24 protein-coding genes and 2 pseudogenes are annotated in these 26,342 nt (G+C 54.9%); 11 read left to right on the forward strand and 15 right to left on the reverse strand.

Annotated elements, in window-relative coordinates; translation table 11 throughout:
- Positions 1 to 70 precede the first annotated feature (70 nt).
- Entirely contained in the window at positions 71 to 976 is a 906-nt protein-coding gene (locus ACOTXL_RS05860; protein WP_045350302.1) for a LysR family transcriptional regulator, read from the forward strand.
- On the opposite strand, the gene fumA is transcribed toward ACOTXL_RS05860, so the two are convergent.
- The gene (gene fumA, locus ACOTXL_RS05865; protein ID WP_045350303.1) at positions 965 to 2,614 is read right to left on the reverse strand and encodes a class I fumarate hydratase FumA; all 1,650 of its coding nucleotides are present in this window, start codon (positions 2,612 to 2,614) and stop codon (positions 965 to 967) included. The two genes, ACOTXL_RS05860 and fumA, sit on opposite strands and share 12 nt — an antisense overlap.
- Positions 2,615 to 2,666: 52 nt before the next feature.
- On the reverse strand, positions 2,667 to 4,175 hold the full coding sequence (locus tag ACOTXL_RS05870; protein WP_003859551.1) for an anion permease: 1,509 nt from the start codon (positions 4,173 to 4,175) through the stop codon (positions 2,667 to 2,669).
- A gap of 609 nt (positions 4,176 to 4,784) precedes the next feature.
- On the opposite strand from ACOTXL_RS05870, the gene ACOTXL_RS05875 reads away from it, so the two are divergent.
- Positions 4,785 to 7,565, forward strand: a complete 2,781-nt coding sequence (locus tag ACOTXL_RS05875) for a flavocytochrome c (RefSeq protein ID WP_045350304.1) — start codon at positions 4,785 to 4,787, stop codon at positions 7,563 to 7,565.
- A 58-nt stretch (positions 7,566 to 7,623) separates the two neighbouring features.
- The gene (locus ACOTXL_RS05880) at positions 7,624 to 8,586 is read left to right on the forward strand and encodes an FAD:protein FMN transferase (protein ID WP_045346621.1); all 963 of its coding nucleotides are present in this window, start codon (positions 7,624 to 7,626) and stop codon (positions 8,584 to 8,586) included.
- Here the strand turns inward: ACOTXL_RS05880 and dcuR are convergent.
- Both dcuR and ACOTXL_RS05890 read right to left on the reverse strand, forming a co-directional pair.
- Positions 8,567 to 9,286, reverse strand: coding sequence for a two-component system response regulator DcuR (gene dcuR / locus ACOTXL_RS05885; RefSeq protein ID WP_003859556.1), 720 nt, complete (start codon positions 9,284 to 9,286; stop codon positions 8,567 to 8,569). The genes ACOTXL_RS05880 and dcuR overlap by 20 nt on opposite strands.
- Positions 9,283 to 10,899, reverse strand: coding sequence for a sensor histidine kinase (locus ACOTXL_RS05890; RefSeq protein WP_045350305.1), 1,617 nt, complete (start codon positions 10,897 to 10,899; stop codon positions 9,283 to 9,285). Before ACOTXL_RS05890 ends, dcuR begins: the two co-directional genes overlap by 4 nt.
- A 153-nt stretch (positions 10,900 to 11,052) precedes the next feature.
- On the opposite strand from ACOTXL_RS05890, the gene ACOTXL_RS05895 reads away from it, so the two are divergent.
- Positions 11,053 to 11,916: an N-acetylmuramic acid 6-phosphate etherase gene (locus ACOTXL_RS05895; RefSeq protein ID WP_003859560.1), complete on the forward strand. Its 864-nt coding sequence runs from the start codon at positions 11,053 to 11,055 to the stop codon at positions 11,914 to 11,916.
- Positions 11,917 to 11,971: 55 nt separating this feature from the next.
- On the opposite strand, the pseudogene ompC reads toward ACOTXL_RS05895, so the two are convergent.
- Positions 11,972 to 13,138: pseudogene (gene ompC / locus ACOTXL_RS05900) on the reverse strand (porin OmpC).
- A gap of 284 nt (positions 13,139 to 13,422) precedes the next feature.
- Between ompC and ACOTXL_RS05905 the strand changes: the two are divergent.
- Genes ACOTXL_RS05905 through ACOTXL_RS05915 form a run of 3 tightly spaced genes read left to right on the forward strand, consistent with a single transcriptional unit; the run spans position 13,423 to position 16,073 of the window.
- A complete protein-coding gene (locus tag ACOTXL_RS05905) occupies positions 13,423 to 14,124 on the forward strand; it encodes a phosphohydrolase (protein WP_045350306.1) in 702 nt (233 codons plus the stop codon).
- Positions 14,125 to 14,167: 43 nt separating this feature from the next.
- Entirely contained in the window at positions 14,168 to 15,601 is a 1,434-nt protein-coding gene (locus ACOTXL_RS05910; RefSeq protein ID WP_086531994.1) for a DNA cytosine methyltransferase, read from the forward strand.
- Positions 15,582 to 16,073: a very short patch repair endonuclease gene (locus tag ACOTXL_RS05915; RefSeq protein ID WP_410031814.1), complete on the forward strand. Its 492-nt coding sequence runs from the start codon at positions 15,582 to 15,584 to the stop codon at positions 16,071 to 16,073. Before ACOTXL_RS05910 ends, ACOTXL_RS05915 begins: the two co-directional genes overlap by 20 nt.
- Here ACOTXL_RS05915 and yedA read toward each other — a convergent pair.
- Positions 16,045 to 16,959: a drug/metabolite exporter YedA gene (gene yedA, locus ACOTXL_RS05920; RefSeq protein WP_003859569.1), complete on the reverse strand. Its 915-nt coding sequence runs from the start codon at positions 16,957 to 16,959 to the stop codon at positions 16,045 to 16,047. The two genes, ACOTXL_RS05915 and yedA, sit on opposite strands and share 29 nt — an antisense overlap.
- A gap of 178 nt (positions 16,960 to 17,137) precedes the next feature.
- On the opposite strand from yedA, the gene ACOTXL_RS05925 reads away from it, so the two are divergent.
- From ACOTXL_RS05925 to dgcQ, 3 genes are all read left to right on the forward strand, one after another.
- On the forward strand, positions 17,138 to 18,049 hold the full coding sequence (locus tag ACOTXL_RS05925; RefSeq protein WP_003859571.1) for a DUF808 domain-containing protein: 912 nt from the start codon (positions 17,138 to 17,140) through the stop codon (positions 18,047 to 18,049).
- Positions 18,050 to 18,126: 77 nt separating this feature from the next.
- Positions 18,127 to 18,309, forward strand: coding sequence for a YodC family protein (locus ACOTXL_RS05930; protein WP_045350308.1), 183 nt, complete (start codon positions 18,127 to 18,129; stop codon positions 18,307 to 18,309).
- An 84-nt stretch (positions 18,310 to 18,393) separates the two neighbouring features.
- A complete protein-coding gene (dgcQ, locus tag ACOTXL_RS05935) occupies positions 18,394 to 20,094 on the forward strand; it encodes a cellulose biosynthesis regulator diguanylate cyclase DgcQ (RefSeq protein ID WP_045617695.1) in 1,701 nt (566 codons plus the stop codon).
- On the opposite strand, the gene ACOTXL_RS05940 is transcribed toward dgcQ, so the two are convergent.
- On the reverse strand, positions 20,079 to 20,879 hold the full coding sequence (locus tag ACOTXL_RS05940) for a mannosyl-3-phosphoglycerate phosphatase-related protein (protein ID WP_045337583.1): 801 nt from the start codon (positions 20,877 to 20,879) through the stop codon (positions 20,079 to 20,081). The two genes, dgcQ and ACOTXL_RS05940, sit on opposite strands and share 16 nt — an antisense overlap.
- Before the next feature lie 295 nt (positions 20,880 to 21,174).
- The gene (gene yodD, locus ACOTXL_RS05945) at positions 21,175 to 21,402 is read right to left on the reverse strand and encodes a YodD family peroxide/acid resistance protein (RefSeq protein WP_017383339.1); all 228 of its coding nucleotides are present in this window, start codon (positions 21,400 to 21,402) and stop codon (positions 21,175 to 21,177) included.
- 128 nt (positions 21,403 to 21,530) lie between these two features.
- Between yodD and dsrB the strand changes: the two genes are divergently transcribed.
- Entirely contained in the window at positions 21,531 to 21,719 is a 189-nt protein-coding gene (gene dsrB / locus ACOTXL_RS05950) for a protein DsrB (protein ID WP_003859583.1), read from the forward strand.
- 99 nt (positions 21,720 to 21,818) lie between these two features.
- Here the strand turns inward: dsrB and rcsA are convergent, their stop codons facing one another.
- The 7 genes and pseudogenes from rcsA to fliM form a co-directional block, all read right to left on the reverse strand.
- The gene (rcsA, locus tag ACOTXL_RS05955; protein WP_003859584.1) at positions 21,819 to 22,442 is read right to left on the reverse strand and encodes a transcriptional regulator RcsA; all 624 of its coding nucleotides are present in this window, start codon (positions 22,440 to 22,442) and stop codon (positions 21,819 to 21,821) included.
- Positions 22,443 to 22,732: 290 nt separating this feature from the next.
- Positions 22,733 to 23,525, reverse strand: a pseudogene (fliR, locus tag ACOTXL_RS05960) (flagellar biosynthetic protein FliR); the annotation flags it as partial.
- 6 nt (positions 23,526 to 23,531) lie between these two features.
- Positions 23,532 to 23,801 carry a flagellar biosynthesis protein FliQ gene (fliQ, locus tag ACOTXL_RS05965; RefSeq protein WP_003859587.1) on the reverse strand — a complete coding sequence of 90 codons (270 nt, stop codon included), beginning with the start codon at positions 23,799 to 23,801 and terminating at the stop codon, positions 23,532 to 23,534.
- 10 nt (positions 23,802 to 23,811) lie between these two features.
- Positions 23,812 to 24,549, reverse strand: a complete 738-nt coding sequence (fliP, locus tag ACOTXL_RS05970) for a flagellar type III secretion system pore protein FliP (protein WP_003859589.1) — start codon at positions 24,547 to 24,549, stop codon at positions 23,812 to 23,814.
- Positions 24,549 to 24,923, reverse strand: coding sequence for a flagellar biosynthetic protein FliO (gene fliO, locus ACOTXL_RS05975; RefSeq protein ID WP_003859591.1), 375 nt, complete (start codon positions 24,921 to 24,923; stop codon positions 24,549 to 24,551). The genes fliP and fliO overlap by 1 nt, the downstream gene beginning before the upstream one ends.
- A 2-nt stretch (positions 24,924 to 24,925) precedes the next feature.
- Positions 24,926 to 25,339, reverse strand: coding sequence for a flagellar motor switch protein FliN (gene fliN / locus ACOTXL_RS05980; protein WP_003859592.1), 414 nt, complete (start codon positions 25,337 to 25,339; stop codon positions 24,926 to 24,928).
- The gene (gene fliM / locus ACOTXL_RS05985) at positions 25,336 to 26,340 is read right to left on the reverse strand and encodes a flagellar motor switch protein FliM (RefSeq protein WP_003859594.1); all 1,005 of its coding nucleotides are present in this window, start codon (positions 26,338 to 26,340) and stop codon (positions 25,336 to 25,338) included. The genes fliN and fliM overlap by 4 nt, the downstream gene beginning before the upstream one ends.
- Between the last annotated feature and the right edge of the window lie 2 nt (positions 26,341 to 26,342).

Consider the following 26,342-nt stretch of genomic DNA (forward strand, 5'->3'; position numbering starts at 1 on the left):
ACTTCAGTTTAAGAACCTGAGGCCTATAATAAAAAACGCGTTATGGGGGAAAATCCCCCGGAAAAATCGCGTGGAGAATGACGTGGCATCACTGATCTATTCCTTTGCCCAGCTTGAGGCGTTCACCGCCGTCGCTGAGCACGGCAGCCTGATGAAGGCGGCCAGTAAACTCGGCAAAGATCGTACAACCCTGCGGGATCTGATCGATTTCCTTGAGGATGGGCTGGGCTACGCGCTGTTCCTGCGGGAGGGGCGTAGCCTGCGCCTGACGCCGGAGGGGGAGCAGCTTCAGCGGCAGGCGCACCTGCTGATGCGGCAGGTCAAAGCGTTTGAGGCGTTTGCCCGTACGGTGCCGGACAGCGCGACGCAGGACATTGCCCTCGTTTACGATCCGTTCACCCCCAGAGCCTTTTTGCAGGCGCTGATCGCTACGCTGGCGACGAAAAAGATCCGCCTGAGCCTGACCAGCGCATCGCGCGATGAGGCGGAAGCCATGCTGGCGAACGGTCAGGCCGATCTGGGGATCTGCCAGGCGCGCAACCGCAGCGTGGGCAATGAGATGGAGTGGCGGGCGCTGGGGGCGATCGAAATGGATTTTTACGCCGCAACGGCGCTTTTTGCGGAGGTTGCGTCGCCGGTGTCGCTGCTCGATCTCTCTCTGGTTCCACAGGTGATTATGCATGCCGCGTCAGACGAGCCGGTTGCCCGTCGCCTGCAAATTTCAGGGCACACGCTTTTCACTAACGAACTGGAGATGCTGCGCGGCCTGCTGGAGCAGGGCTGCGGCTGGGGATTTTTGCCGACCCATCTTCACGCAACGCAGTGGAAAAACGTAAAAAGGCTGCCCACCGAAGTGGGCAGCCAGGGGATAAGCCAGACGATGGTCACCATCTGGAAGCCGGGCAGCGACAAGCGCGGGTTGATCAACGATACGCTCTCGCAGCTTCCGGCGTTATGGAAACGCTCAGAGCTGTGAGCACCCTTTGCACTGTTTATTCTGGATCTGATGGAAGAAGTCGTTGCCTTTGTCATCCACTAGGATAAACGCCGGGAAGTTCTCCACTTCAATTTTCCAGATCGCTTCCATACCCAATTCCGGATAGGCCACGCACTCCAGACTCTTGATGCTGTTTTGCGCCAGTACCGCCGCAGGGCCGCCGATGCTGCCGAGGTAGAAGCCGCCGTGCTTATGACAGGCGTCGGTGACCTGCTGGCTGCGGTTACCTTTGGCCAGCATGATCATGCTCGCACCGTTGGATTGCAGTAAGTCTACGTAGGAGTCCATACGCCCGGCGGTGGTTGGGCCTAAGGAGCCAGACGCGTAACCTTCTGGCGTTTTCGCCGGGCCTGCATAGTAAATCGGGTGATCTTTAACGTACTGCGGCAGTTCTTCCCCGTTGTCGAGCAGCTCTTTCAGCTTCGCATGGGCGATGTCACGCGCCACGATGATGGTGCCGCTCAGCGACAGGCGGGTGGATACCGGGTGCGCGGAAAGCTGCGCCAGAATGTCGGGCATCGGCTTGTTCAGATCAATGCTTACCACGTCGCCTTCTCCCTGCTGGCGCAGGGATTCAGGAATATACTGGCCCGGATTGTGCTCCAGCTTCTCAATCCAGATCCCCTCGCGGTTAATCTTCGCCTTGATGTTGCGGTCAGCGGAGCAGGAGACGCCCATGCCGATCGGGCAGGAGGCGCCGTGGCGCGGCAGACGGATCACGCGAATATCGTGCGCGAAGTATTTCCCGCCAAACTGCGCGCCCAGGCCGAGGTTTTGCGCTTCCTGAAGCAGTTCCTGCTCGAGCTGGACGTCGCGGAACGCCTGGCCGTGCGCGTTGCCTTCGGTTGGCAGGCCATCGTAGTAGCGCGCAGAGGCGAGCTTGACGGTTTTCAGCGTGGCTTCCGCAGAGGTGCCGCCGATAACGAAGGCGATATGGTAAGGCGGGCAGGCCGCGGTGCCCAGGGTCCGCATCTTCTCAACCAGATAATTTTTCAGCTTCGCCGGGGTGATCAGCGCTTTGGTTTCCTGATACAGATAAGTTTTGTTGGCGGAACCGCCGCCTTTCGCCATGCACAGGAATTTATACTCGTCACCATCAACGCTGTAGAGGTCGATCTGCGCGGGCAGGTTGGTGCCGGTATTCACCTCTTTATACATATCCAGCGCCGCGTTCTGCGAGTAGCGCAGGTTGTCTTCAATATAGGTGTTATACACGCCCTGACTCAGCGCCGCTTCGTCGCCGCCGCCGGTCCAGACGCGCTGGCCTTTCTTACCCATAATGATTGCCGTACCGGTATCCTGACAGGTGGGCAGCACGCCTTTCGCCGCAATTTCGGAGTTGCGCAGGAATTGCAGGGCAACGTACTTATCGTTCTGGCTGGCTTCCGGATCGTTAAGAATGGCGGCAACCTGCTTCTGATGAGACGGACGCAGCATAAACGCGGCGTCGTGGAAAGCCTGCTGCGCCAGCAGGGTCAGGGCTTCCGGCTCCACTTTCAGCACTTCCCGACCGTCGAACTCGGCAACGGAGACATGCTCTTTGGTCAGCAGATAGTATTCGGTGTCGTCATGCGCGAGAGGGAAGGGGTTCTGGTAGATAAAGGGTTTGTTTGACATAGCTTGCTCCACAAAAATAAAACCGCCGGAGGATATGTCCGGCGGTCAGGAATCAGAACATCATGGACATCCACGGGTAACCAATCAGCAGCAGGGCCGCCAGGAAGATGGCACCGAAGATGGTGCCGAGGCGCCAGTAGTCTTTGGTTGGCAGGTAACCGCTACCGTAGTAAATCGGGCTTGGACCCGTACCGTAGGGGGTGATGATCCCCATCACGCCCAAAGAGGTCACCATCAGCAGGACGAACACTTCCATATTCATGCCCGGAATGGTGGAGGCGATAGTCAGCATCGCCGGCAGCAGCGCCGTGGTGTGCGCGGTGGTGCTGGCAAACAGGTAGTGCAGCAGGTAGAACGCCAGCAGCAGCACGATGGTGGCGACACCCGGAGAGATACCGCTCATCAGCAGGCCGCCTTCTTTACCCAGCCAGCTGATAAAGCCGGTGGAGGAGAGGCCGTCCGCCAGCGCCACCAGGGTGGCGAACCAGACGAAGGTGTTCCACGCGGCTTTGTTACCGGTGATATCGTTCCACTCCAGCACGCCGGTCCACAGCATCAGGCCAACGATCAGCAGGGCAGCCATGGCCGGTTCAATCCACGCCGCGGCGAAGATCCACATCAGCAGCGCACAGCACACGAACACCAGCAGCAGGATCTCATTGCGCGACAGTTTGCCCAGTTTTTCCAGTTCACGGGTCGCCCACAACGGTACTTCGTTGTTTACCTTCACTTCCGGCGGGTAGAACCAGTAAGCCAGCAGCGGCATGGTCAGGATCAGCAGAATACCCAGCGGCAGGAAGGCGAGGAACCAGGTCCCCCATGAGATATCAATTCCGACCGTGCTTTTTACCAGCGCCAGCGCCAGCAGGTTAGGTGCCAGAGCGGAAAGGAACATCGAGCTGGTGATACAGGCCGCGGTAATTGCCACCCACATCAGATACGAACCGATTTTGCGCGCGCTTGGGTCGTTGGGTTTTGAACCGTACAGCGGCGGCAGGTTGGCGATGATCGGGTAGATGGTCCCACCGCTGCGCGCGGTATTGGACGGGGTAAACGGGGCCAGCAGCAGGTCTGCGAAGGTAATGGCGTAACCGAGCGTCAGGCTGCGACGGCCCAGATATTTCACCAGTATCAGCGCCAGGCGGCGGCCGAAGCGGGTTTTGTCGTAGCCCGCAGCAAACATAAAGGCACCGAAGATCAGCCACACGGTGGAGTTACCAAACCCGCTGACCGCCCATTTAAAGGAGGCGCCCGCCAGCTTGAATTTTGGGTCAGCCAGCTGTTCCGGGCTAAAGAGCACCCACTGGCTGCACAGCGCAATCGCCACGACGCCGGTAAGACCGATCACGGCGCCCGGCAGCGGTTCGAAAATTAACCCGACGATGACGCCGACAAAGATGGCGAAGTAGTGCCACGCATAAGGCGGCAGCCCGTCCGGAACGGGAACAAACAACAGCAGGACGGCAACAATGACGGGCAGGGCCATCATCAGCAGGCGTTTTGCTGTTCCATTTGATGCCAGATTCGCCGCAGGAGGCGTTACAGCAGTTTTTGTTTTCATAGTTTCACGTCTTAAGTTGTCAAAAATTCGTCGTACAGCGAAAACACAAATTCGATTGCTTTATTCGTTTTGCTTTTTTTAGTTATTTAAGGTGCGTTTTTGTGTTTTCAGTAATAGCGATTTAACGCATTTTTGTTTGCGCCAAATAAAAAATGATGATGTTTTTATATTGCTCTTTTGAATGCCATAACTATTGATCACGATCAAAAAAACGGAACTGAATGGCTATTTTTATATTTTTTATAATAACCACTCTGAGTAGTGTGGTTATTCGCTGATTTTACGCATTTTATGTATCAAAACTATAACATTTAAATTTTGGTGCTTTTGCTTGTTGTTGTTTTATTTGGTTTTTTGATAGTTGTGGTGTATTGGTTTGACCTTTTGTGATTTAACTTTTTTTAAATTATTGTGAACGAGTGAAACATTCCCGCTAACACCAATGTGTTATTAATGTTATCGAAGGGATTAAATAGTTTATTAACTAACGTAATGGCTTTAGAAACTAAAAAAAGCTTTATATTACTATCATGACATCGGCAAAAGACACGAAATAAAAAAATCATCCCGATAACGAATTCTTAATTTTTAAAGTTTGGAGTTTCTATTATGAGCACTAACGAACGTATTTTAAGCCCCTTCACATTACCGAATGGTACTGAACTGAAAAACCGTTTGTTAATGGCCCCGATGACAACCTGTACCGGTTATTACGATGGCACCGTGACCAGCGAGCTGGTGGAGTACTACCGCGCCCGCGCGGGCAGCATCGGCACCATCATCGTTGAGTGCTGTTTTGTTGACGATCTCGGCCTGGCGTTCCCGGGCGCAATTGGCATTGATAACGACGAGAAAATCGCCGGGCTGGCAAAAATCGCTGACGTCATCAAGTCAAAAGGCTCCAAAGCCCTGCTGCAAATCTACCACGGCGGCCGTATGGTCGACCCAAAACTGATCGGCGGTCGCACGCCGGTTGGCCCAAGCGCCGTTGCCGCGCCGCGTGACGGTGCCGCCACGCCGGTTGCCCTGACCGCGGAAGAGGTGGAAGGCATGATCGGCAAGTTTGGCGAAGCCGTGCGCCGCGCAATTCAGGCCGGGTTCGACGGCGTCGAAATCCACGGGGCGAATACCTATCTGATCCAGCAGTTCTTCTCCCCGAACTCCAACCAGCGCGACGACGAGTGGGGCGGCAGCCGCGAAAACCGCGCGAAATTCCCGCTGGCGGTGCTGGACATTACCCACAAGATGGTGCGCCAGTACGCGGACGACGCGTTTATCATTGGCTACCGTTTCTCTCCGGAAGAGCTGGAAGTCCCGGGCATTCGCTTCGAAGATACCCTGTATCTGCTGGAAAAACTGGCCGCGCGCGGGGTGGATTATCTCCACTTTTCCCTTGGCGACGCCCTGCGTCCTTCTATCGTCGATACTCAGGACCCGACGCCACTTATCGAAAAATACTGCGCCATGCGCTCAGACACGCTAGCTCAGGTACCGGTGATGGGCGTTGGCGGCGTGGTGAATGCCACGGATGTGAATGAAGCGCTGGATCACGGTTACGACCTGATTGCCGTTGGTCGTGCCACCATCGCCTATCCGGACTGGACCGATCGCATCGCGGCGGGCGAAAGCCTGGAGCTGTTTATGGACAGTACCCGACGCGAAGAACTGAGCATCCCGGAACCGCTGTGGCGCTTCTCGCTGGTGGAAGCGATGATCCGCGACATGAGCATGGGCGAATCTAAATTCAAACCGGGCACCTTTATTGAAAAAGTGCAGGACGATGCTAACGAACTGGTGATTAACGTCAGCCTCGAAACCGATCGTATTGCCGATATCGAACTGGCCTCCGGCCCGAGTGAAGACGTCGAGTTTGTCACCAGCTTCGAAGAGATCCGCTCCCGTATTCTTGATGCCAACACTCCGCACGTGGATGCTATCACCGGCGCGACCAGCCAAAGCGAGGCGGTGAAAAAAGCGGTCTCGAAGGCGATGCTGAAATCCAGCAAAGCGCTGGCAGCGGAAGAGGGCGCTGACCCGAATGAGACTAAAAGCGTGGATGTTGTAGTGGTCGGCAGCGGCGGCGCCGGTCTTGCGGCGGCGATTCAGGCGCATGACGAAGGCGCGAGCGTGCTGATCGTCGAGAAAATGCCAACCATCGGCGGGAACACCATTAAAGCCTCGGCCGGGATGAACGCGGCGGAGACCCGCTTCCAGCGCGTGAAAGGTATTCAGGACAGCAAAGAGCTGTTCTACCAGGAAAGCCTGAAAGGCGGTGGCAACAAGAACAACCCTGAACTGCTGCGTCGCTTTGTCGAGAACGCGCCGCAGGCCATCGAATGGCTGGCAACGCGCGGCATTATGCTGAACGACATCACCACCACCGGCGGGATGAGCATCGACCGTACGCACCGTCCTAAAGACGGTTCCGCAGTGGGCGGGTATCTGATCAGCGGCCTGGTGCGTAACGTCAACAAGCGCAACATCGAGGTGATGCTGGATACCTCCGTGAGCGACATCATCTTCGAAAACGGCGAAGTGACCGGCGTGCGTCTGACCACCGAAGAGAACGAAACCCTCACCGTGGCAACCAAAAGCGTGATTGTCGCAACGGGCGGCTTCAGCGCCAACAGCGAGATGGTGGTGAAATACCGTCCGGATCTGGCAGGGTTCGTTACCACTAACCACAAAGGGGCGACCGGGGGCGGTATCGCGCTGCTGGAGCGTATCGGTGCGGGCACAGTGGATATGGGCGAAATTCAGATCCACCCAACCGTTGAGCAGAAAACGTCGTATCTGATTTCCGAATCCATCCGCGGCGGCGGGGCGATTCTGGTAAACCAGCAGGGCAACCGATTCTTTAACGAAATGGAGACCCGCGATAAAGTCTCGGCGTCAATCATCGCGCTGCCGGAGAAATACGCTTACATCGTCTTTGACGAGCATGTTCGCGTCAAAAATAAAGCCGCGGATGAGTACATCGCGAAAGGGTTTGTTACCAGCGCCAGTTCGCCAAAAGCCCTGGCGGAAGCGCTGGGGATGGATCACCACCAGTTCCTGGCAACGCTGGAACGCTACAACGGCTTTGTGGAGAAACAGCACGATGATGATTTCGGCCGCACCACCGCGCTGCGTGCGCCAATCAACGAAGGGCCGTTCTACGCCATTCAGATTGCCCCAGGGGTTCACCACACCATGGGCGGCGTGACCATCAATACCGATACCTGCGTGCTGGACAGCAACCACAACGTATTGCAGGGAGCGTTTGCTGCGGGTGAGGTGGTCGGGGGCATCCACGGCGGTAACCGCATCGGCGGTAATGCGGTGGCAGATATCATTATTTTTGGTACGCTTGCAGGACATCAGGCGGCTATGCGTTCGAAAACACGGTAAGGCTCCTGTTTCCCCGGCGGCGCGGTGCCTGCCGGGGCTACACCTGAGGACTCATGCAATGCCTGATAGCCATCGCGTTTACAGCTACTCCGCCGTTCTGATGGGCTCGCCCATACTCCTGAAACTCTTTTCCCATGACGAAGCGCTTGCCTCCCGCGTGTTTCGCCTGATCAAACAGTACGAGGATCTGCTCACCGTTAACCGTGCGCACTCCCAGGTAATGGACATCAACCATGCGGCTGGTCAGCATCCGGTTGCCGTCAGTCGTCCGGTGTTTGAGCTGATCCGCTGCGCGAAAGCGGCAAGCCTGCTTAAAGACAGCGCCTTTAACCTGGCGATCGGCCCGCTGGTGAAATGCTGGAAAATTGGCTTTAAGGGGGACGCGGTACCGCCCGCGGACGAGATCGCCGCCTTGTTGGGCATCACGGATCCTGCGGACGTGGTGCTGGATGAAGCCAATAGCAGCGTGTTTCTTACTCGCCAGGGAATGGAGATCGATCTGGGTGCTATTGCTAAAGGCTATATCGCCGACAGGGTGCGGGATCACCTGCATAAAGAGGGCGTTGAACTTGGGCTGATCAACCTTGGCGGCAACGTCCAGACGTTAGGTTCGCCGGAGGGCGGCTGGCGCGTCGGCCTGAAAAAACCGTTCGCCGGTGACGCGCTGATTGGCGCTATGACGGTAGAGAACCGGTCGGTGGTGACGTCAGGCACCTATGAGCGCTATTTCGAGCAGAACGGCAAACGTTATCACCACATACTTGACCCGCGCACCGGCTACCCGCTGGATAACGAACTGGACAGCGTGACGATTATTTCGCCAGACTCTCTCGACGGCGATATCTGGACCACGCTGATCTACGGCATGGGTGTGGAAAAGGGCTGCGCCGCGCTGCGTTCGCGCCCCGATATTGAAGCCATCTTTGTCACCAAAACAAAAGAAGTGGTGATCTCCTCGATGCACCACTTCCGTTTTACCCTTCTGGACGACAGCTACCGAATTACTGGCAGTACTGTTTGAGCAGTCCGACCTGTTCCGGCTGCAAACGGTAGCGATATACCGGTCGGCCGGTAGCGCCGTAATGAATGCTGGTGAACAGGATATTAATTTGCGCCAGCCAGATCAGGTACTTGCGGCAGGAGACGCGGGAAATGTTGACCGCATTCGCCAGATCGTCGGTGGAAAATTCTATCTCCGGATGGCTGTCGATCCACTGGCAAATGGTGCGCAGCGTCTGCGGCGTTAGGCCTTTCGGTAATTTTTTGCTGTCAGCCAGCTCCGGCGCGCCGCCGTGGATCAGCCTGTCGACGTCGGCCTGTTCATAATACTGATGCGATCCCATCAGGCTGCGCTTTGCCTTCCAGCCGTTCAGCGCCTCTTCAAAACGCGGGAACTGGAACGGTTTAATCAGGTAATCCACCACGCCATAGTGCATGGACGTCTGGATTGTTGCGGCGTCGGAGGCCGACGAGATCATGATGACGTCAATCGGGCGGCCCGACGCGCGAATGATGGGCAGCAGATCCAGCCCGTTATCCTGCTGCATATAGACATCCAGCAGCACCAGATCGATCGGCTGGCCTGGGTTGGCGATCAACGCCTCGGCCTGGTTGAGCGTGGAAGCGACGCCGCAGCAGCTAAAACCCTCAACGCGGTTAACATACAGACGGTTGAGGTCGGCTACCATGGCGTCATCATCGACAATTAACACATTTATCACGCGATATTCCTCTCGCTATCCCAGGGGATCTGAACAAAAAATTGGGTAAATACGCCAGGTTCAGACTCGACGGTAATATCTCCGCCCAGATTCTGGATCTGCTGACGCGCAAGGAACAGCCCAACGCCGCGGTTTTCACCTTTTGTTGAGTAGCCCTTTGTAAAAATAGCCTCCAGCCGCTCGGGATCAATACCGGGACCGTCATCGCTGACCTCACCGCTCAGCCAGCCGTTCTGATAATGCAGCAGCAGGCCGATCTCGCCTTCCGGCTGGCCTTCCATCGCATCAAGGGCATTTTCGATTAAATTGCCCAGCACGGTGATCAGCACCGCAACCTGCTCTTCATTGGCGGTGTCAGGAAGCTGACTCTCCTCCGCCAGCGTCAGGGTCACTCCGGCCTCTTTGGCGCGGTTAATTTTACCCAGCAGGAAACCCGCAATGACCGGCGATTTAACTTTGCGCTGTATCGCGCCGATATCCGTCTGATAATTCTGCGCGGTCTGGATGATGTACTCCTCCAGCTTATCGTAGCGCTTCATGTGCAGCAGGCCGAGGATCACGTGCAGCTTGTTCATAAACTCATGCGTATGGGAGCGCAGGGCATCAACATAGTTGACCATGCCATCGATACGCTGCATTAACTGGCTGATTTCGGTCTTATCGCGGAAGGTGCTGATTGCCCCGATCACCTGATTCTGGCTTTTCACGGGGACCATGTTGCACAGCAGTAGCCGTCCGTTACAGCCGATCTCCTGATCCTGGCGAGCAATGCCGGTTTTCGCCACTTCCCGCAGGCTGGCCAGCAGTGGTTCGCCGCTGCTCTCGGAGTGCTCACCCGAGCTCAGGAGCAAAATCTCTCTGGCGGTGTGGTTAATCATCGTCACGCGCCCGTGCATATCCACGGCCATCACGCCTTCGCGCAGGGACTGCAACATGGCCTGGCGCTGCTCAAAGAGGGCTGAGATCTCGTAAGGCTCCAGCCCGAAGAGGATACGCTTCAGCACCCGGACCAGACCCCATATCGCCACCGAGCTCATCAGAACGCTGAATAAGATGGTCCACACGGCGTTGAGCCGCCCGCGGGCAATCTGATCTTCAACTTTATTCAGCGAAATACCCACCACCACCACGCCGATCTGGTCGTGCTGGTCGTCATACACGGGCGTAAAGACGCGCAGCGCTTCCGCGAGCGCACCGCGGTTAACGGAGACATTCTCTTTCCCTTCCAGGGCGGGCGTCAGATCGTCGCCAATAAAATGCAAACCTAACAGCGCTTCGTTTGGATGGGAATAGCGGATCCCACGCAGGTCGGTGACCACGGTAAACAACAGGTCGTTGCGCTTCGTCACCGCCTCGGCTAGCGGCTGGATGATGCCAGCCTGCGGCGATTCCATCAGGCCACGCTTGATCTCCGGGCTGTCGGCCAGCGTCCGGGCGATACCCAGCGCGGTATCTTTCACGTCATCGCGCGTGGCGCGGGTGATCTGCACAGAGTAGAGCGCGAAGACCACCAGCAGCACCGAGCCGATAATCGCGCACACCATCAGCGTAACCAGCGTATTCAGCTTCATAGGGCGCTTGCGCGTCGGGGGGAAAGGCTGCAAATCGCTCATTAACACTCCGCGATGAAAAAGAAAGGGCTAATTATCGCTGATGACGGGCGTTTCATAAAGCCATGTAAAGAGAGGCGTTTCGTGAGCCTCCTCTCAGGTGACCTATATAAAACACTTTATAGTGTGTGGGTACTCATAATAAGGAGGCAGTTTATGAGCATTATGCTTACCGGTACGGCCAGGGAAAGACGGCACGCCAGCACGATGAACATCGACAGATTATCGACGCTGGATATGCTTAATGTCATACACCAGGATGACGCGCAAATCTCTTCTGCACTTACCCCACACTTAAGTATGCTGGCCCGCGTGGTGGATAACGCGGCGGCGACGCTTAGCCACGGCGGACGTCTGGTGCTGACCGGCGCGGGCGCGTCCGGACGCGTGGCTGAGCAGGCGGCAGAAGCGTTTGCGCCGGGCAAACACCCCGTCATTGCGATGACAGCAGGCGATAACGCCGGAAGCTACGCGAGCGGCGTTGCCGACCTTCAGACGATAGAATTTGGCGAGCATGACATGATGCTGGCGCTGTCCGTCAGCGGCAAAACCCCATGGGTATGGGGCGCGATGCGTCATGCGTGGTCTCTGGGCTCAACGGTTGCGCTCATTACGGAGGATGCGCAAAGTGAAGCGGCGCAGCTGGCGAGTATGGTCATTGCTCCCGATCTGGGCGCGGATGTGGTGGCCGGGTATACCAACGCTAAAGCAGGCATTGCGCAAAGCATGATCCTGCATATGATCACCACCGGTCTGGCGGTACGGACAGGACGGGTGTACAGCAACCTGCGCGTTGATCTGGAGGCAAGCAACACCAGATGGGCCGAACGACAAATTGCCATTGTGATGGAAGCGGGGGGATGTAGCCGGGCGCAGGCGAAGGCCGCGCTGGAAAGCTGTAACCACCAGTGCAAAACGGCGGTACTGATGGTGCTGACGGGTCTGAATGCCTGGAAAGCGCATGAATTGCTGGCGCAGAATAACGGGTTTGTTCGCCTGGCCTTGCAGGAAGCGCCATAACATTTCAGTGTCAAATAAAAAAAGCCCGCATCGCGGGCTTTAATTTTGATAGTGCTTAGAACTGGTAGGTCATGCCTACGCCAACGATGTCATCGGTAGAAATACCGTTGTCATTGTAGAAGGCATCATCTTCGTCCAGCAGGTTGATTTTATAATCAACGTAGGTGGAGAAGTTCTTGTTGAAGCTGTAGGTCATGCCCACGTCGATATAGTTAACCAGATCCTGGTCTACATAGTCATAACCATTGCCTGGATGATAATCGTTACCACCCAAATCGATGCCTTTAGAATAGACCCACGCCAGGGATGGACGCAGACCGAAGTCAAACTGGTACTGTGCTACGGCTTCAAAGTTCTGGGTTTTGTTGGCGATGCCATCGTTGCCGTACGGAGTCATGTTACGGGTTTCCGCATACATCATGGCCAGATAGACATCATTAGCATCGTATTTAGCGCCGATTGTCCACGCTTCCGCACGTTCACCGCCAGCATATTTGCTGAAGCGGTTATAGGTGCCAGCGCCGTAAGCGACCTGGTCGTTAGTACGGTCAGAGGAAGAATAAGCCGTACCCAGCGTCAGGCCGAAATCGAAGTCATAGGTGGTAGACATACCGAAGCCGTCGCCGTTCTGGAAACGAACATCATCATGACCGTTTTTGGTGCCTTCCTGATTTTCATTTGCGTTAGCACCTTCGTTAGCACCCTAGTATTGCAGCGCAAAGTTCAGGCCATCGACCAGACCGAAGAAGTCATTATTACGGTAGGTCGCCACACCGTTAGTACGGCCAACCATATAGTTGTCGGTCCAGGTATAGGAGTCGCCACCAAATACCGGCAGCATATCGGTCCAGGCTTCAACGTCATACACGACGCCGTAATTACGGCCATAATCGAATGAGCCATATTCTCCGTATTTCAGGCCAGCAAAGGCCAGACGGTTAAAAGAGGTGTCGCCTGCGCCTTCGGTATCGTTAGCGTAGGTTTTATATTCCCACTGGCCGTAACCTGTCAGGTCGTTCGTGATCTGCGTTTCGCCTTTGAAACCCACCTGTACATAGGTTTCATCGCCGTCGTCGCCTGGGTTGTCGGAGAAGGTATGACGCGCATCAACCTTACCGTACAGGTCAACTTTGTTGCCGTTTTTGTTATACATTTCCGCTGCATTTGCTGCGCCAGCCATTAATAACGCGGGTACAAGTATTGCCAGAACTTTTCTTTTCATTATATATTCCCTTTAAATATAAATTGTCTGAATATATGTAATTACCCTCCGTAACTACATGGCTGATACTATTCTATGGATTATTATTTAGGTTCAAAAATAAATGTAATTAAACTGGTAAAAATATTACAAAATATTTCTTTTTATCTCTTTATTTTTCATGTGAATTAATTAATTGAAAATATAGCGGGTAATTATTATTAAGTATTTCGCAATTCTATTTATTAAAGATTTTGATTCGGATGTATTATAATTCACTCTCTTTTGAGCAACAGGATGGGATGATGGAACTTGCGCAGTGGCAGCACCGTTATGAGCGCTGGCTCGACGAAAATCATTTTACTGATGATGCGGCGCACGATATCGCCCATTTTCGCCGCGTCTGGATGACGGCGCAGGGTATTATGGCTGACGAGGATAGCGATCCGCTGGTTGTGTTGACCGCATGCTACTTCCATGACATTGTCAGCCTGCCGAAAAATCACCCGGAACGTAGCCACTCCTCGCGGCTGGCAGCGCGAAAAACGCGCGAGATCCTCAGTCGCGACTTTCCTGATTTTCCGCCGGATCGTTATGCAGCCGTTGAGCATGCTATTGAAGCGCACAGCTTCAGTGCCGGTATCGCGCCGCAAAGCCTGGAGGCCAAAATTGTGCAGGATGCCGACCGGCTGGAGGCGTTAGGCGCTATCGGCCTGGCGCGCGTCTTTGCCGTCTCCGGTGCGCTGGGCGCCGCGCTGTTTGATGCCGACGACCCGTTCGCCGTAACACGAGCGCTGGATGATAAAGCCTTCGCGCTCGACCACTTTCAGACCAAACTCCTGCGCCTGCCGGACACTATGCAAACCGCGCGGGGGCGCAAACTTGCGCGTCACAATGCCGATTTTCTGATCCAGTTTATGGCGAAGCTGAGTGCCGAATTACAGGGCGATTACCTCGGAACCGACAGCCAGATATTGACCCATTTCCGTCGCAGTGTGCGATCCTGAACTGTGGTACTCTGTTTTCTGTCTTTATTGTCCGGTTAAGAGAATGCAGGAAAATCGATCAGTGACTGTGCCCGCGCCTGAGCGGGTTGAGAAATCAACGGCAGCCGTGCAGGCACTCCTGCGTCAGCTGCTGGAAATGTATGATGCTAAAACGCTGGCAAACCAGCTGGTGGCCCATGGCGAGAGTCACTGGAGCCCGGCGATACTCAAGCGGTTGCTGATAAGCGACAGGGCAGGGCACCGCCTGAGCGACGGCGAGTTCCTTTATCTGCGCAACCTGCTGCCGCGTCCTCCTGCTGCGCATCCGAATTATGCCTTTCGATTTATCGATCTCTTTGCCGGTATCGGCGGCATTCGCCATGGCTTTGAAGCTATTGGCGGGCAGTGTGTGTTCACCAGTGAATGGAATAAACATGCCGTCCGTACCTATAAAGCCAACTGGTATTGCGACCCCGACGCGCACCAGTTCAACGCGGATATTCGTGATGTCACGCTGAGCCACAAAACTGGCGTCAGCGATGAAGAGGCCGCCGAACACATTCGCAATACCATTCCGGCGCACGATGTGCTGCTGGCAGGCTTTCCGTGTCAGCCGTTCTCGCTGGCTGGCGTGTCGAAAAAGAACGCGCTGGGACGCGCACACGGCTTTGCCTGTGATACGCAGGGCACACTGTTTTTTGACGTTGCCCGGATTATTGATGCCCGCCGCCCGGCAATTTTTGTTCTGGAGAACGTCAAGAATTTAAAGAGTCATGACGGCGGCAAAACCTTCCGCATTATCATGCAAACGCTGGATGAACTGGGTTACGACGTGGCGGATGCAGAGGATATGGGGCCGGACGATCCGAAAATTATCGACGGCAAACACTTCCTGCCACAGCACCGCGAACGTATTGTGCTGGTGGGCTTCCGCCGCGATCTCAACCTGAAAGGCGATTTTACGCTGCGTGATTTGCCTTCGCTGTATCCGGCGCGCCGCCCGACGGTGGCCGATCTGCTGGAGCCGGCCGTCGATGCGAAATTCATTCTGACCCCGGTGCTGTGGAAATACCTCTATCGCTATGCCAAAAAGCATCAGGCCAAAGGCAATGGCTTTGGGTTTGGCATGGTCAATCCGCTTAATCCTGACAGCGTGACGCGTACGCTGTCGGCGCGCTATTACAAAGATGGCGCGGAAATTCTTATCGATCGGGGCTGGGATAAGGCGCTGGGCGAAAAAGATTTCGACGATCCACAGAACCAACAGCACCGACCGCGGCGCTTAACGCCGCGCGAGTGCGCTCGCTTAATGGGCTTTGAGACGCCGCAGGGCTACAGTTTTCGCATCCCCGTGTCGGACACCCAGGCCTATCGTCAGTTTGGCAACTCGGTGGTAGTGCCCGCCTTTGCCGCCGTAGCTAAACTGCTGGCCTCACGTATCAGCAAGGCCGTTCAGCTTCGTCAGAGTGAGGCCGTCAATGGCGGACGTTCACAATAAGGCCACGCGCAGTAAAAACATGCGTGCCATCGGCACGCGTGATACCGCGATCGAAAAACGGATCGCGGGCCTCCTGACCGCCGTCGGGTTTGAATTCAGGGTTCAGGATGCCACGCTTGCCGGGCGTCCTGATTTCGTCATCGAGGCGTACCAGTGCATCATCTTTACCCACGGCTGTTTCTGGCATCATCATGACTGCTATCTGTTTAAAGTCCCGGCGACACGCACCGACTTCTGGCTGGACAAAATTGGCAGGAACGTCGAGCGTGATAAACGCGATGTTTCGCAGCTTTACGCTCAGGGCTGGCGGGTGCTGATTGTCTGGGAGTGCGCGCTGCGCGGAAGAATGAAGCTGAATGACGTGGAACTGACGGAGCGGCTGGAAGAGTGGATCTGCGGCGGCGGTCAGGCCGCGCAGATCGATACCCAGGGCATTCACCCGATCACGGTTTCTCCACCTCACACGTCGTAACAATCGGTTTCGCGGGCAGCAAATATTTACCCAGCGTGACCAGCACCACGGCAAAGACAATCACGCCCAGCGCCAGCCATTCAATCGTCGACAGCACTTCGCCCGCAAAACCGGTACCCAGCAGCACGGCCACCACCGGGTTAACGTAGGCGTAGCTGGTGGCAACCGCCGGTGAGACGTTGCGGATCAGGTACATATAGGCGTTAATGGCGATAATGGAGCCAAACAGCGCCAGATACCCGACGGCCAGGAAACCTGAAAGGTCTGGCATCGCCGTCAGTTTTTCACCCGTCAACGCGGAGGCCATCAGCAGCACAATGCCTGCCGCGAGCATCTCAATGGCACCCGCCATCATCCCGGAAGGCAGCTCGATGCGGGAACCGTAGACCGAGCCGAAGGCCCAGCTCATGGAGCCGATCATGATCAGAACGGCAGCCCAGGGGTTCCCGCTCAGGTTACCGCCGCTGTTCAGCAGGATGATACCCACAAGCCCAATCGCGATGCCCAGCCATTCGAGCTTACGGGTGCGGATCCCGAAGAGACGACTAAAGCAGAGCGTAAACAGCGGCACGGTCGCGACGACCACGGCGGCGATGCCCGACGGTACGTTCTGGTGCTCGGCGACGGTTACCGCGCCATTGCCCACCGCCAGCAGCAGCAGGCCAATCAGAGCGGCGTTAAGCAAGGGACGCAGCGGCGGTAGCCTATGGCCGCGCAGCAATAAAAATGCCATCAGCAGCACGCCGGCCGTAAGGAAACGAATACCGGCCATCATCAGCGGGGGCCAGCTTTCCACGCCTATACGAATGACAAAATAGGTGGATCCCCAGATGATATAAAGAGAAAAGAGTGCTCCAATGAGCGGTAATAAATGCCGAAAACGCATAGTCCCTCACGACGAAATAAAAAGTTCGCTCATAGTTAACGCCAAAACTATCGGGCTGGCGAGTGCTTTAATTGTGTAGTTAATGTGAAATTTTTGTTGACGTGAGGTGCCTGTTTCCGGGCGGTGAGTTTTGTTCCATACTATTCACTTAATTAGCAAAAAAAGAAGGATAGAGATTTTGGCAGGAAGTAGCTTATTAACATTGCTGGATGATATCGCCACCTTGCTGGATGACATTTCGGTTATGGGAAAACTGGCGGCGAAAAAAACCGCCGGGGTACTGGGAGATGATTTGTCGTTGAACGCGCAGCAGGTCAGCGGCGTGCGGGCGAACCGTGAGTTGCCGGTGGTGTGGGGCGTAGCGAAAGGGTCCTTTATTAACAAGGTGATCCTCGTTCCGCTGGCGTTGCTGATTAGCGCCTTTATACCCTGGGCCATTACGCCCCTGCTGATGATTGGCGGGGCGTTCCTGTGCTTCGAGGGTGCCGAAAAAGTGTTGCATATGTTCGCTGCACGCAAAGAGAAAGACACCCCGGAAATGCGCCAGCAGCGTCTGGAAGCGCTGGCCGCGCAGGATCCAAAAACGTTCGAGCGCGATAAGGTCAAAGGCGCGATCCGTACTGACTTCATCCTCTCGGCCGAAATTGTGGCGATTACGCTGGGGATCGTCTCAGAAGCCCCTCTGATGAACCAGGTGCTGATCCTGTCCGGCATTGCGATCCTCGTGACGATAGGGGTTTATGGTCTGGTCGGGCTGATCGTCAAGCTGGACGATATCGGATTCTGGCTGGAAAAAAAATCCAGCGCAATTGCGCGCGGCATCGGGAAAAGCCTGCTGGTGGTAGCGCCGTGGCTGATGAAAACCTTATCGGTGGTGGGAACCCTGGCAATGTTCCTGGTCGGCGGCGGAATTATCGTGCACGGTGTTGCTTCGCTGCATCACATGATTGAACATTTTGCGTCAGGCCAGGGAGCGGTAGTCGCTGCGATCCTGCCCACACTGCTTAACCTCGTGCTGGGCTTTATCGTCGGTCTGATTGTGGTAGCCGTTGTTAAGCTGGTTGAAAAAGTACGCGGGAAATCGCATTAATTATTGCTGACCCCGGGTGCAAAAAGACTATTCCTCGTCTAAATTGAAAACGTTTCACCCTGATACAGGAGGCAGGTATGGTCTTTTTGATCAGTGATGAAGTTAAGCCTAAAAATGGTGGTCCAGGCATGATCGTCACCGGGTATTCCAGCGGAATGGTGGAGTGTCGGTGGCATGATGGATACGGCATTAAGCGGGAGGCTTTTCGTGAAGACGAGCTTCAGCCTGCTAATAAAAGGCCAAAACGCGACAAGGCTTAATCACACAACGCCCGGCCTTGCCGGGCGTTTTTACTGGCAGAAGACTTATCATATCGGATGGTGAGCGACAATCAGGGAGTGTGTGTGCAGCACGATACCTTTGTTGTAAAACAATCTTTTTTGCAGTGGCTGCATAAGCGTAGCAATCCCCGTTTGATTGTTAACCTCTGTTTTATCGTTGTCCTGATTTTTTCCACTCTCCTGACCTGGCGCGAAGTTGTGGTACTGGAAGATGCTTATATCTCCAGCCAGCGTAACCATCTGGAAACGGTTGCCAGTGCGCTGGACAGACAGCTTCAGTTCAGCGTCGATAAAATGCTGTTTTTTCGCCACAGCATGCATGATGCGCTGGAAACGCCGCTGGCGTTTGGCGCGCTGCATGATGCGGTAAAGCGTTTTGCGCATTTGCGCACGTCTCCCACCTGGCAAATTGCGGTTGATAAACGGCGCACATTACCGATCAACGGTGTTTCGGATGCCTTCGTTGAAAAGACCACTCTTCTGAACCGTGATGATGAGTACCTTGATAATGAATTGTCCGCGGCGCTTGAAGTGGGGTATTTACTGCGTCTGGCATCCAGCCCTTCCCGCAACGAAGAGCGCGTGATTTATGTCTCTCGCGCCGGATTCTTTCTGGAAACGGATACGCCGGGAAATTCCAGCGATATCGTGCAGCGCTATTATCATCTGGTCACTCAGCCCTGGTTTACCCAACAGTCCGAGCGTGAAAACCGTGCGCGTGCCGTGCGCTGGTTTATCTCGCCGCCTTCCTCCTTTGTGGGCAAAAAGCCGCTGATTACCGCCAGCGTGCCGGTTTATTACCATCACGTCTGGTATGGCGTGGTGGCGATGGATTTCACCTTTGCCACCCTGCGTCGCCTGCTGGTGGAAGCCGTGGGCGATAACCCGGAAGGGGAATACCAGCTGTATGACAGCCGGCTTACCCTGCTTGCGACATCTGAGTCACCTGCTGTGGACGTTAATCATTTTGACGCGCGCGAATTAGCCCAAATAGCGCACGCGATAGAATCGGATTCCGAAGGCGGCATTCGTCTGGGGAGTCGTTTTGTCAGCTGGGAGCGTCTTGACCATTTTGATGGCGTCATCCTGCGCGTGCACACCCTGGATGAAGGGGTGCGCGGCGATTTCGGTAGCATCAGCATTGTGCTGGCATTGCTTTGGGCGCTGTTCACCGCGATGCTGCTCATCTCATGGCTGGTGATCCGGCGCATGGTCAGTAATATGTATTCGATGCAGAACTCGCTGCAATGGCAGGCCTGGCATGACCCCCTGACCCGGCTGAATAATCGTGGATCGCTGTTTGATCAGGCGAAAATACTGGCGAAGCAGTGTGAACAGCAGTCGCTGCCTTTCTCGGTCATTCAGATCGATCTTGACTGTTTCAAGAGTATCAATGATCGGTTCGGGCATCAGGCGGGTGATAAGGTGTTGTCCCATGCCGCGGGGCTGATTGCCAGCACCCTCCGTGATAAAGATATTGCCGGACGCGTCGGGGGGGAAGAGTTCTGTGTGGTGCTGCCCGGCATGACGCTTGAAGAGGCGGCGGAAGTCGCAGAGCAGATCCGCGAGCGTATCGACAGCAAAGAGATTCTGATTAAGAAAAGTACCACCCTGCGCGTGAGTGCGTCGTTTGGCGTCTCTGGTGCGCAGGAGAAGGGCAATTATCACTTCGAAAATCTGCAATCCACCGCCGATGCGCGTCTGTATGAGGCGAAACAGCGCGGGCGTAACCGGGTCATCTGGCAAGATCACCTCAAAAAGTAATCAAGTCCCTCGCACCAGCCGGTCGGCCCGGTGTGCTGAGTGTGATAAACCCGGGCTGGATCGTTGTTTATAAGGCTGATACCCTCCCGGTTGAAGCCTTTCACCACCACGGCGAAGCCTACGCTGTCCAGCAGCGGGGCATCATTGGGGCCGTCGCCCAGGCCCAGCGTCGTCGGTTCGTAGCCCTCGTGCAGGCGATACTGGTCCACAAGCCAGTGAACCGCCACGTCTTTGCCGCAGCAGGTGTCCAGAATATGCCAGAAGCGTGCACCCTGGACGATCTTCAGCCGCTGCCGGGCGAGTTCGGCGGCAAAGTATCTCATTTGTTCATCACTGTCACGCCAGATCAGCGTCACGGAAGCCTCGTGCTTGCGCGCAAGCACCGAACGGGGACGGCTCAGCCCGGTCCATTCGGCGACTACGTGCTCGTCCACATCATCGAAGGTGGTGAATTTCAGATGCATCTCCTGGCGTACCCGGGCAATACACTGCCGGATCTCGTCATGCTTCTTTTCTGAGATGAACCGTGCGGCGTTTTCCCACCGTACGTCAGGCTGGATCACCGCGCCGTTTTCCGCAATGTAGGGCAGCCCGCCAAGCCCCAGTTCCTGCTGGATGTCATCCATCTCGGACGCGGTTTTGCTGCTGCACAGAATGACCGGTATCTGTTCATCCATTAATTTTTCCAGCCACGGGGCCGCAGGCTGCCAGTCAAGGGTGTGAAAATCCAACAGCGTGCCGTCGAGGTCGGTAAAGACAAGAAGAGTCTCCTCAAGCGAAGGCATAATGTCTCCCGGATGATGATTTTTCCTAAGAAAAATCTTAAAAAAAATAGGCATTGAAGCGCCGTTTAAGTGGAAACGATCCCGACAAACCCACACGCGGCGCAGGTTTATACTCATAACCAAAATTCACATGTATAAAATATAATATTCGCTAAGAGAATATATGCTTGTAAGACAATTCTGTTGGGGATAATGTCTTACCTGCATCAGATTTCCTGGTGTAACGAATTTACAAGTGCTTCTTGCATAAGCAAGTTTGATCCCGGTCATCCCCTTGACCGGGATTTTTTTCGTCTTAGCGGTTCGTCTCCGAGACGCTAAAGTCATGGATATCCAGCTCGAATGCTTCAGCCAGTTCACGGTAGGTATGGTAATCCCGACCATTGACCACGACACGGTCTGAATTATCCTCCGCGCGATGAACTTCGGACTCACTAATTTCATTGATGGCGGCAAGCAGGGCATCGACATCCACTTCAACCTCACGCTTAATGGTGTCGCTGTACTCTTTGTCAGTCTTCATGGCGGGCTCCTCATTTAACCGTCTCAACAGCTAAGTATAGACCGCACACAAAAACGCCATTCGCGCCAGGCGGCGATGCCAGGCAATGTAATTTGTTCTACACTGGCTCAAAACCACAGGAGGAATGTATGAAGGTCAACGATCGGGTAACCGTCAAAACGGACGGTGGGCCGCGCCGCCCGGGCGTGGTTCTGGCAATAGAAGAGTTTAATGAAGGCACAATGTATCTGGTGTCGCTGGAAGATTACCCGCTCGGCATCTGGTTCTTCAACGAACTGGGGCACCCGGATGGGATCTTTGTGGAAACGGCGGAATAGGGCGGCGTCGGGGGCGTCTTCTCCCCGGCTCCGGCTGCTTAAAAGCAAAATCTCTGGCCAGGCCAGAGATCAAGGTAGGGTACAACATGGCCGTGCAAATTAGCGCATATTAACGAAAATCCCATTCGTCACATTATCTGTCAGGCGTACGACATGGTATATCACTTGCTTATTATGCGTTTTAATTTTCCTTTTAATATTTCCTTTGTGTGACGATACTGTTTTTGCCTTGATATTCATCTGGTCTGAGATCTGAATTGTCCCTTGTCCAGCCATCCACATTCTTAGCATACTTGATTCAGTTCTGCTTAATGATAGGGTGGGTAAGTTAATCGCCCCTACATTCTTAACTTCTTTATTCAAATAATCGCCCAGAATGTCATCAAGTGACTCTGGTTTAATCGATTTCGAGCTGATTAATAAGTTTTTACGCACCAACAAATACTCATCGAAATGAATATTGGCGATCGCCATAAAAACAATAAACAGGGTCTTAGGATGCTGATTAATGATCTGCTTAATGTGCTGACTGTTAGCGGGGTCGTGAATGAAACAGTCCTCATTAATAAACACCACGCCGGGCTTGTGGGCGTCACAAGCGGCTGCGAGTTCTTCAACGGTGTGTGCATCGTTGATGTCTCTCTTTCTAACCCCTCTGCTTGCTAAGTACCCGGTTAACCCTAGCCGGGTGTAGCTGCATAAATCCATAATGATCGTTGACATGGCATACCCTCACTCAATGCGTAACGATAATTCACCACCTGCCTGAGAGCTCATAAACAGCCATACGGGATGGAAAAAATCTAATAAAACCTGTGAGCATGACAAAGACTTTCAGGCGAACTCACTATCCCGTAAAGTTACGTATAATTTGCCAGGAATCATCTTAAAGTAAAGTAAATATTAAGTATTGTGAGGTGGTTAGAAACATTTAAACCGCGTCAGATATATCCTGGTAGATGTTTTTCGAGATTATTTTTAGGAATATCCTCAGAAAGACATTGCAAACACTGCGGGTTATTATTTGCGTGGTAGTTCGCTAACAATATCCGCTAACAGATTGAATATCTCACTGAATAAATGTTCGCAGAAGGGGGCGATAAGTGGCATCAATAATGACATTAATAAAAGGCCAACCGTCAACGTCACCGGAAAGCCGATGACGAATACCGACAGCTGCGGAGCCATTCGGTTGAGTAAACCTAATGCGAGGTTAACGGTGAGCAGCAGGGTAATGATCGGCAGCGCCAGCATCAGCCCGTTGAGGAAGATCAGCCCGGCAGCCCTCACCAGCGCCAGAAACGCGTTGCTGTTGACCGGGTTGTCGCCAATCGGCAGCGTGTGGAAGGTGTCCACCAGCATCGAGATGAGCCACAGGTGGCCGTTGAACGAGAGAAACAACAGCATCGCCAGCAGGTCGATAATACGTGCCAGCACGGGCATATTCAGGTGGCTGCCCGGGTCAACGAACGTCGCGAAAGACAGGCCCATTTGCAAACCGATAAGTTCACCCGCCGTTCGTACCGCGGCGAAGGCGAGCTGCATCGTGAACCCGACCGCCACGCCAATCATCACCTGTTGCAGGGCAATCCAGACGGCGTTCGGGGAAAAAATCGGAATATCCACCGCCGGCAGGGAAGGGGCAACGATAATCGTGATAACCATGCCCAGCCCAATTTTGACGCGTTTAGGCACCGACTTTTCACTGAGTATGGGGGCGGTGGAGATCAGCGCCATGATGCGCAGCATCGGCCAGAAATAGATCCCGAGCCACTGAACAAACTGATCGCTGGTGAAATGCAGCATCGTCCGTCAGCCGATGATGTAAGGCAGATTGGTGAACAGGTTGCGCATATAGTCCAGCAGCAAATTGAGCATCCATGGCCCGGCAACGATAATCGCCACGAAGACGGCAATGATCTTCGGGATGAACGACAGGGTCATTTCGTTAATCTGCGTGGCGGCCTGGAGAATACTGATAATCAGACCGGTGACTAGCGCAACCAGCAGCAGGGGCGCGGCGACGGCAATCGCGACTTTCATCGCCTCCGTGCCCATCATCATGACCGACTCAGGCGTCATTGCGCGCTCCTCAACTGTAGAAACTTTGCGCCAGCGAGCTGACCAGCAGCTGCCAGCCGTCGACCAGCACGAACAGCATGATCTTAAAGGGCAGGGCAATGGTCGCGGGCGGAACCATCATCATCCCGAGCGCCATCAGGACGCTGGCGATCACCAGGTCAATAATCAGGAACGGAATGAAAATGGTGAAGCCAATCTGGAACGCGGTTTTCAGCTCGCTGGTGACATACGCTGGCAGCAGGATGCGCATCGGCACCGCTTCCGGTCCCTGTAACTCGCCCGTGTTAGCGAGACGGGCAAACAGGGCCAAATCCGCTTCGCGCGTCTGGCGAAGCATAAATTCACGTAATGGCTGAGCCCCCTTTTCCAGGGCAACCTGCATGGAAATTTTATCTTCGCTGAACGGCTGGTACGCCTCGGTGTAAATCTTGTCGATAACCGGCGACATAATGAAAAAGGTCAGGAACAGGGCTAAACCCAGCAGCACCTGATTGGGCGGTGCGGACGGTGTGCCGAGCGCATTTCGCAGCAGACCAAACACAATGATGATGCGGGTGAAGCTGGTCATCATCAGCAAGATCGCCGGGATAAAGGTCAGCGAGGTGATGAACACCAGCGTCTGCACGGACAGGGACCAGCTTTGTCCCCCGTTCGCCAGCGGCGTGGAAACCAGCCCCGGCAGTTGCGCATACACAGAGGGCGCGAACAGGCCCAGGCCTGCCAGCGTAAGGAATAACAAACGGCGCATCAGGATCTCCCGGGACGCTTGAGCAAACTCTTCATAACGGACTGGAAATCCGCAGGGGCCTGGGCGTTAGCCTCCACCGTGGCAGGCGCAGGGGGCAGCGTGTGAAGAACGTTAATGCTGGAGGCGGTCACGCCCAGCACCAGTCGCGCATCTTCCACCTCCACAATGACCACGCGTTCGCGCGGTCCTAGCGGGGTGCTGGCGCTGACCTTCAACCCGCGGGTACCGGCCGTTTTCCCCGCCAGACCGAAACGCTTTGCCAGCCAGGCGGCGATAAGGATAAAGGCAATAATACCGAACAGCGCGCCGCTCACCTGGAGCAGCGGTGAGCCGGGTACGGCGGAGGGCGCGGACAGTGTTGCCTGGGTTTTCATACTTAACGGCTCAGACGACGCATACGTTCGGAAGGGGTAATGATGTCGGTGATACGTACGCCGTATTTATCGGCCACCACCACCACTTCGCCTTGTGCAATCAGGTAGCCGTTGATCAGAATATCCAGCGGCTCACCCGCTAAACCGTCAAGCGCCACCACGGAACCCTGCGTCAGGCGCAGCAGCTCTTTAATGGTCATGCGGGTACGACCCAGCTCAACGGTCAGCTTGACCGGAATGTCCATAATCAGGTCGATGTCCTGCAACGTGCCGCTGACGTCGCCGCCGCCTAACTGCTGAAAGACCGCGTCTGCCGCGCTTTTCGTCGGCGTCGTTTTCTGCTCGTTTAACGCGTCAGCCCACAGATCGTCCAGTGCTCCGCTGTTTTCATCGGACGGATTGTTCATGTCACTCATTTGGGCTGTTCCTCATTCAGCGAATTCAAAATCGGGTTGATCAAGTGCTCAACGCGTAACGCATACTGGCCGTTAATCGTGCCGTACTGGCTTGTCAGCACGGGTACGCCATCCACATGGGCAATAATGCGGTCGGGTTTATCTATCGGCAAAACGTCGCCGGGTTGTAATTTCAGGATCTGCGATAACCGCATGGAGATGTCGGCAAAGTTGGCTACCAGCTCCAGCTGCGAGTGCTGCACCTGACGCACCAGGTTCTCACGCCAGTTCTGATCTTCGTGACGTGAGTTCTCCAGCGGCGGGTTCACCAGCAGTTCGCGCAGCGGTTCAATCATGCTGAACGGCAGGCAGATGTTGAACTCGCCCGTCAGGTTGCCGATCTCGACGTGGAACGGGGTATTCACGACGATGTCATTCGGGGAGGTGGTGATGTTGGTAAATTTCACCTGCATCTCGGAACGCACGTACTCCACTTCCAGCGGGTTAATCGCTTTCCACGCGTCGCTGTAGGATTCCAGCGCCAGCTTCAGCATGCGGTTAATCACGCGCTGTTCGGTATGGGTAAACTCGCGGCCTTCCACTTTGGTCGGGAAACGGCCATCGCCACCGAACAGGTTGTCCACTGCGATGAACACCAGGCTTGGCGAGAACACCACCAGGCCGGTACCGCGCAGCGGTTTCAGATGGATCAGGTTAAGGTTGGTTGGCACCGGCAGGTTGCGGGCAAACTCATGATACGGCTGAATGCGGATGGCACCGACGGTGATATCCGGGCTACGACGCAGCAGGTTAAACAGCCCCATACGGAACTGACGTGCGAAACGTTCGTTGATGATCTCCAGCGCCTGTAAACGCTCGCGCACCACGCGACGCTGGGTATTGGGATCGTAGGGACGAATATTATCGTCGCCGGTCAGACCCGGTTTCGGTTCGTCACTCTTATCGCTGTCGCCGTTGAGCAGCGCATCGATTTCTGCCTGAGAAAGAATACTGTCGCCCATGT

It is taken from the genome of Enterobacter cloacae complex sp. IR5402 (assembly GCF_049238125.1).
GTDB lineage: Bacteria > Pseudomonadota > Gammaproteobacteria > Enterobacterales > Enterobacteriaceae > Enterobacter > Enterobacter hormaechei_C.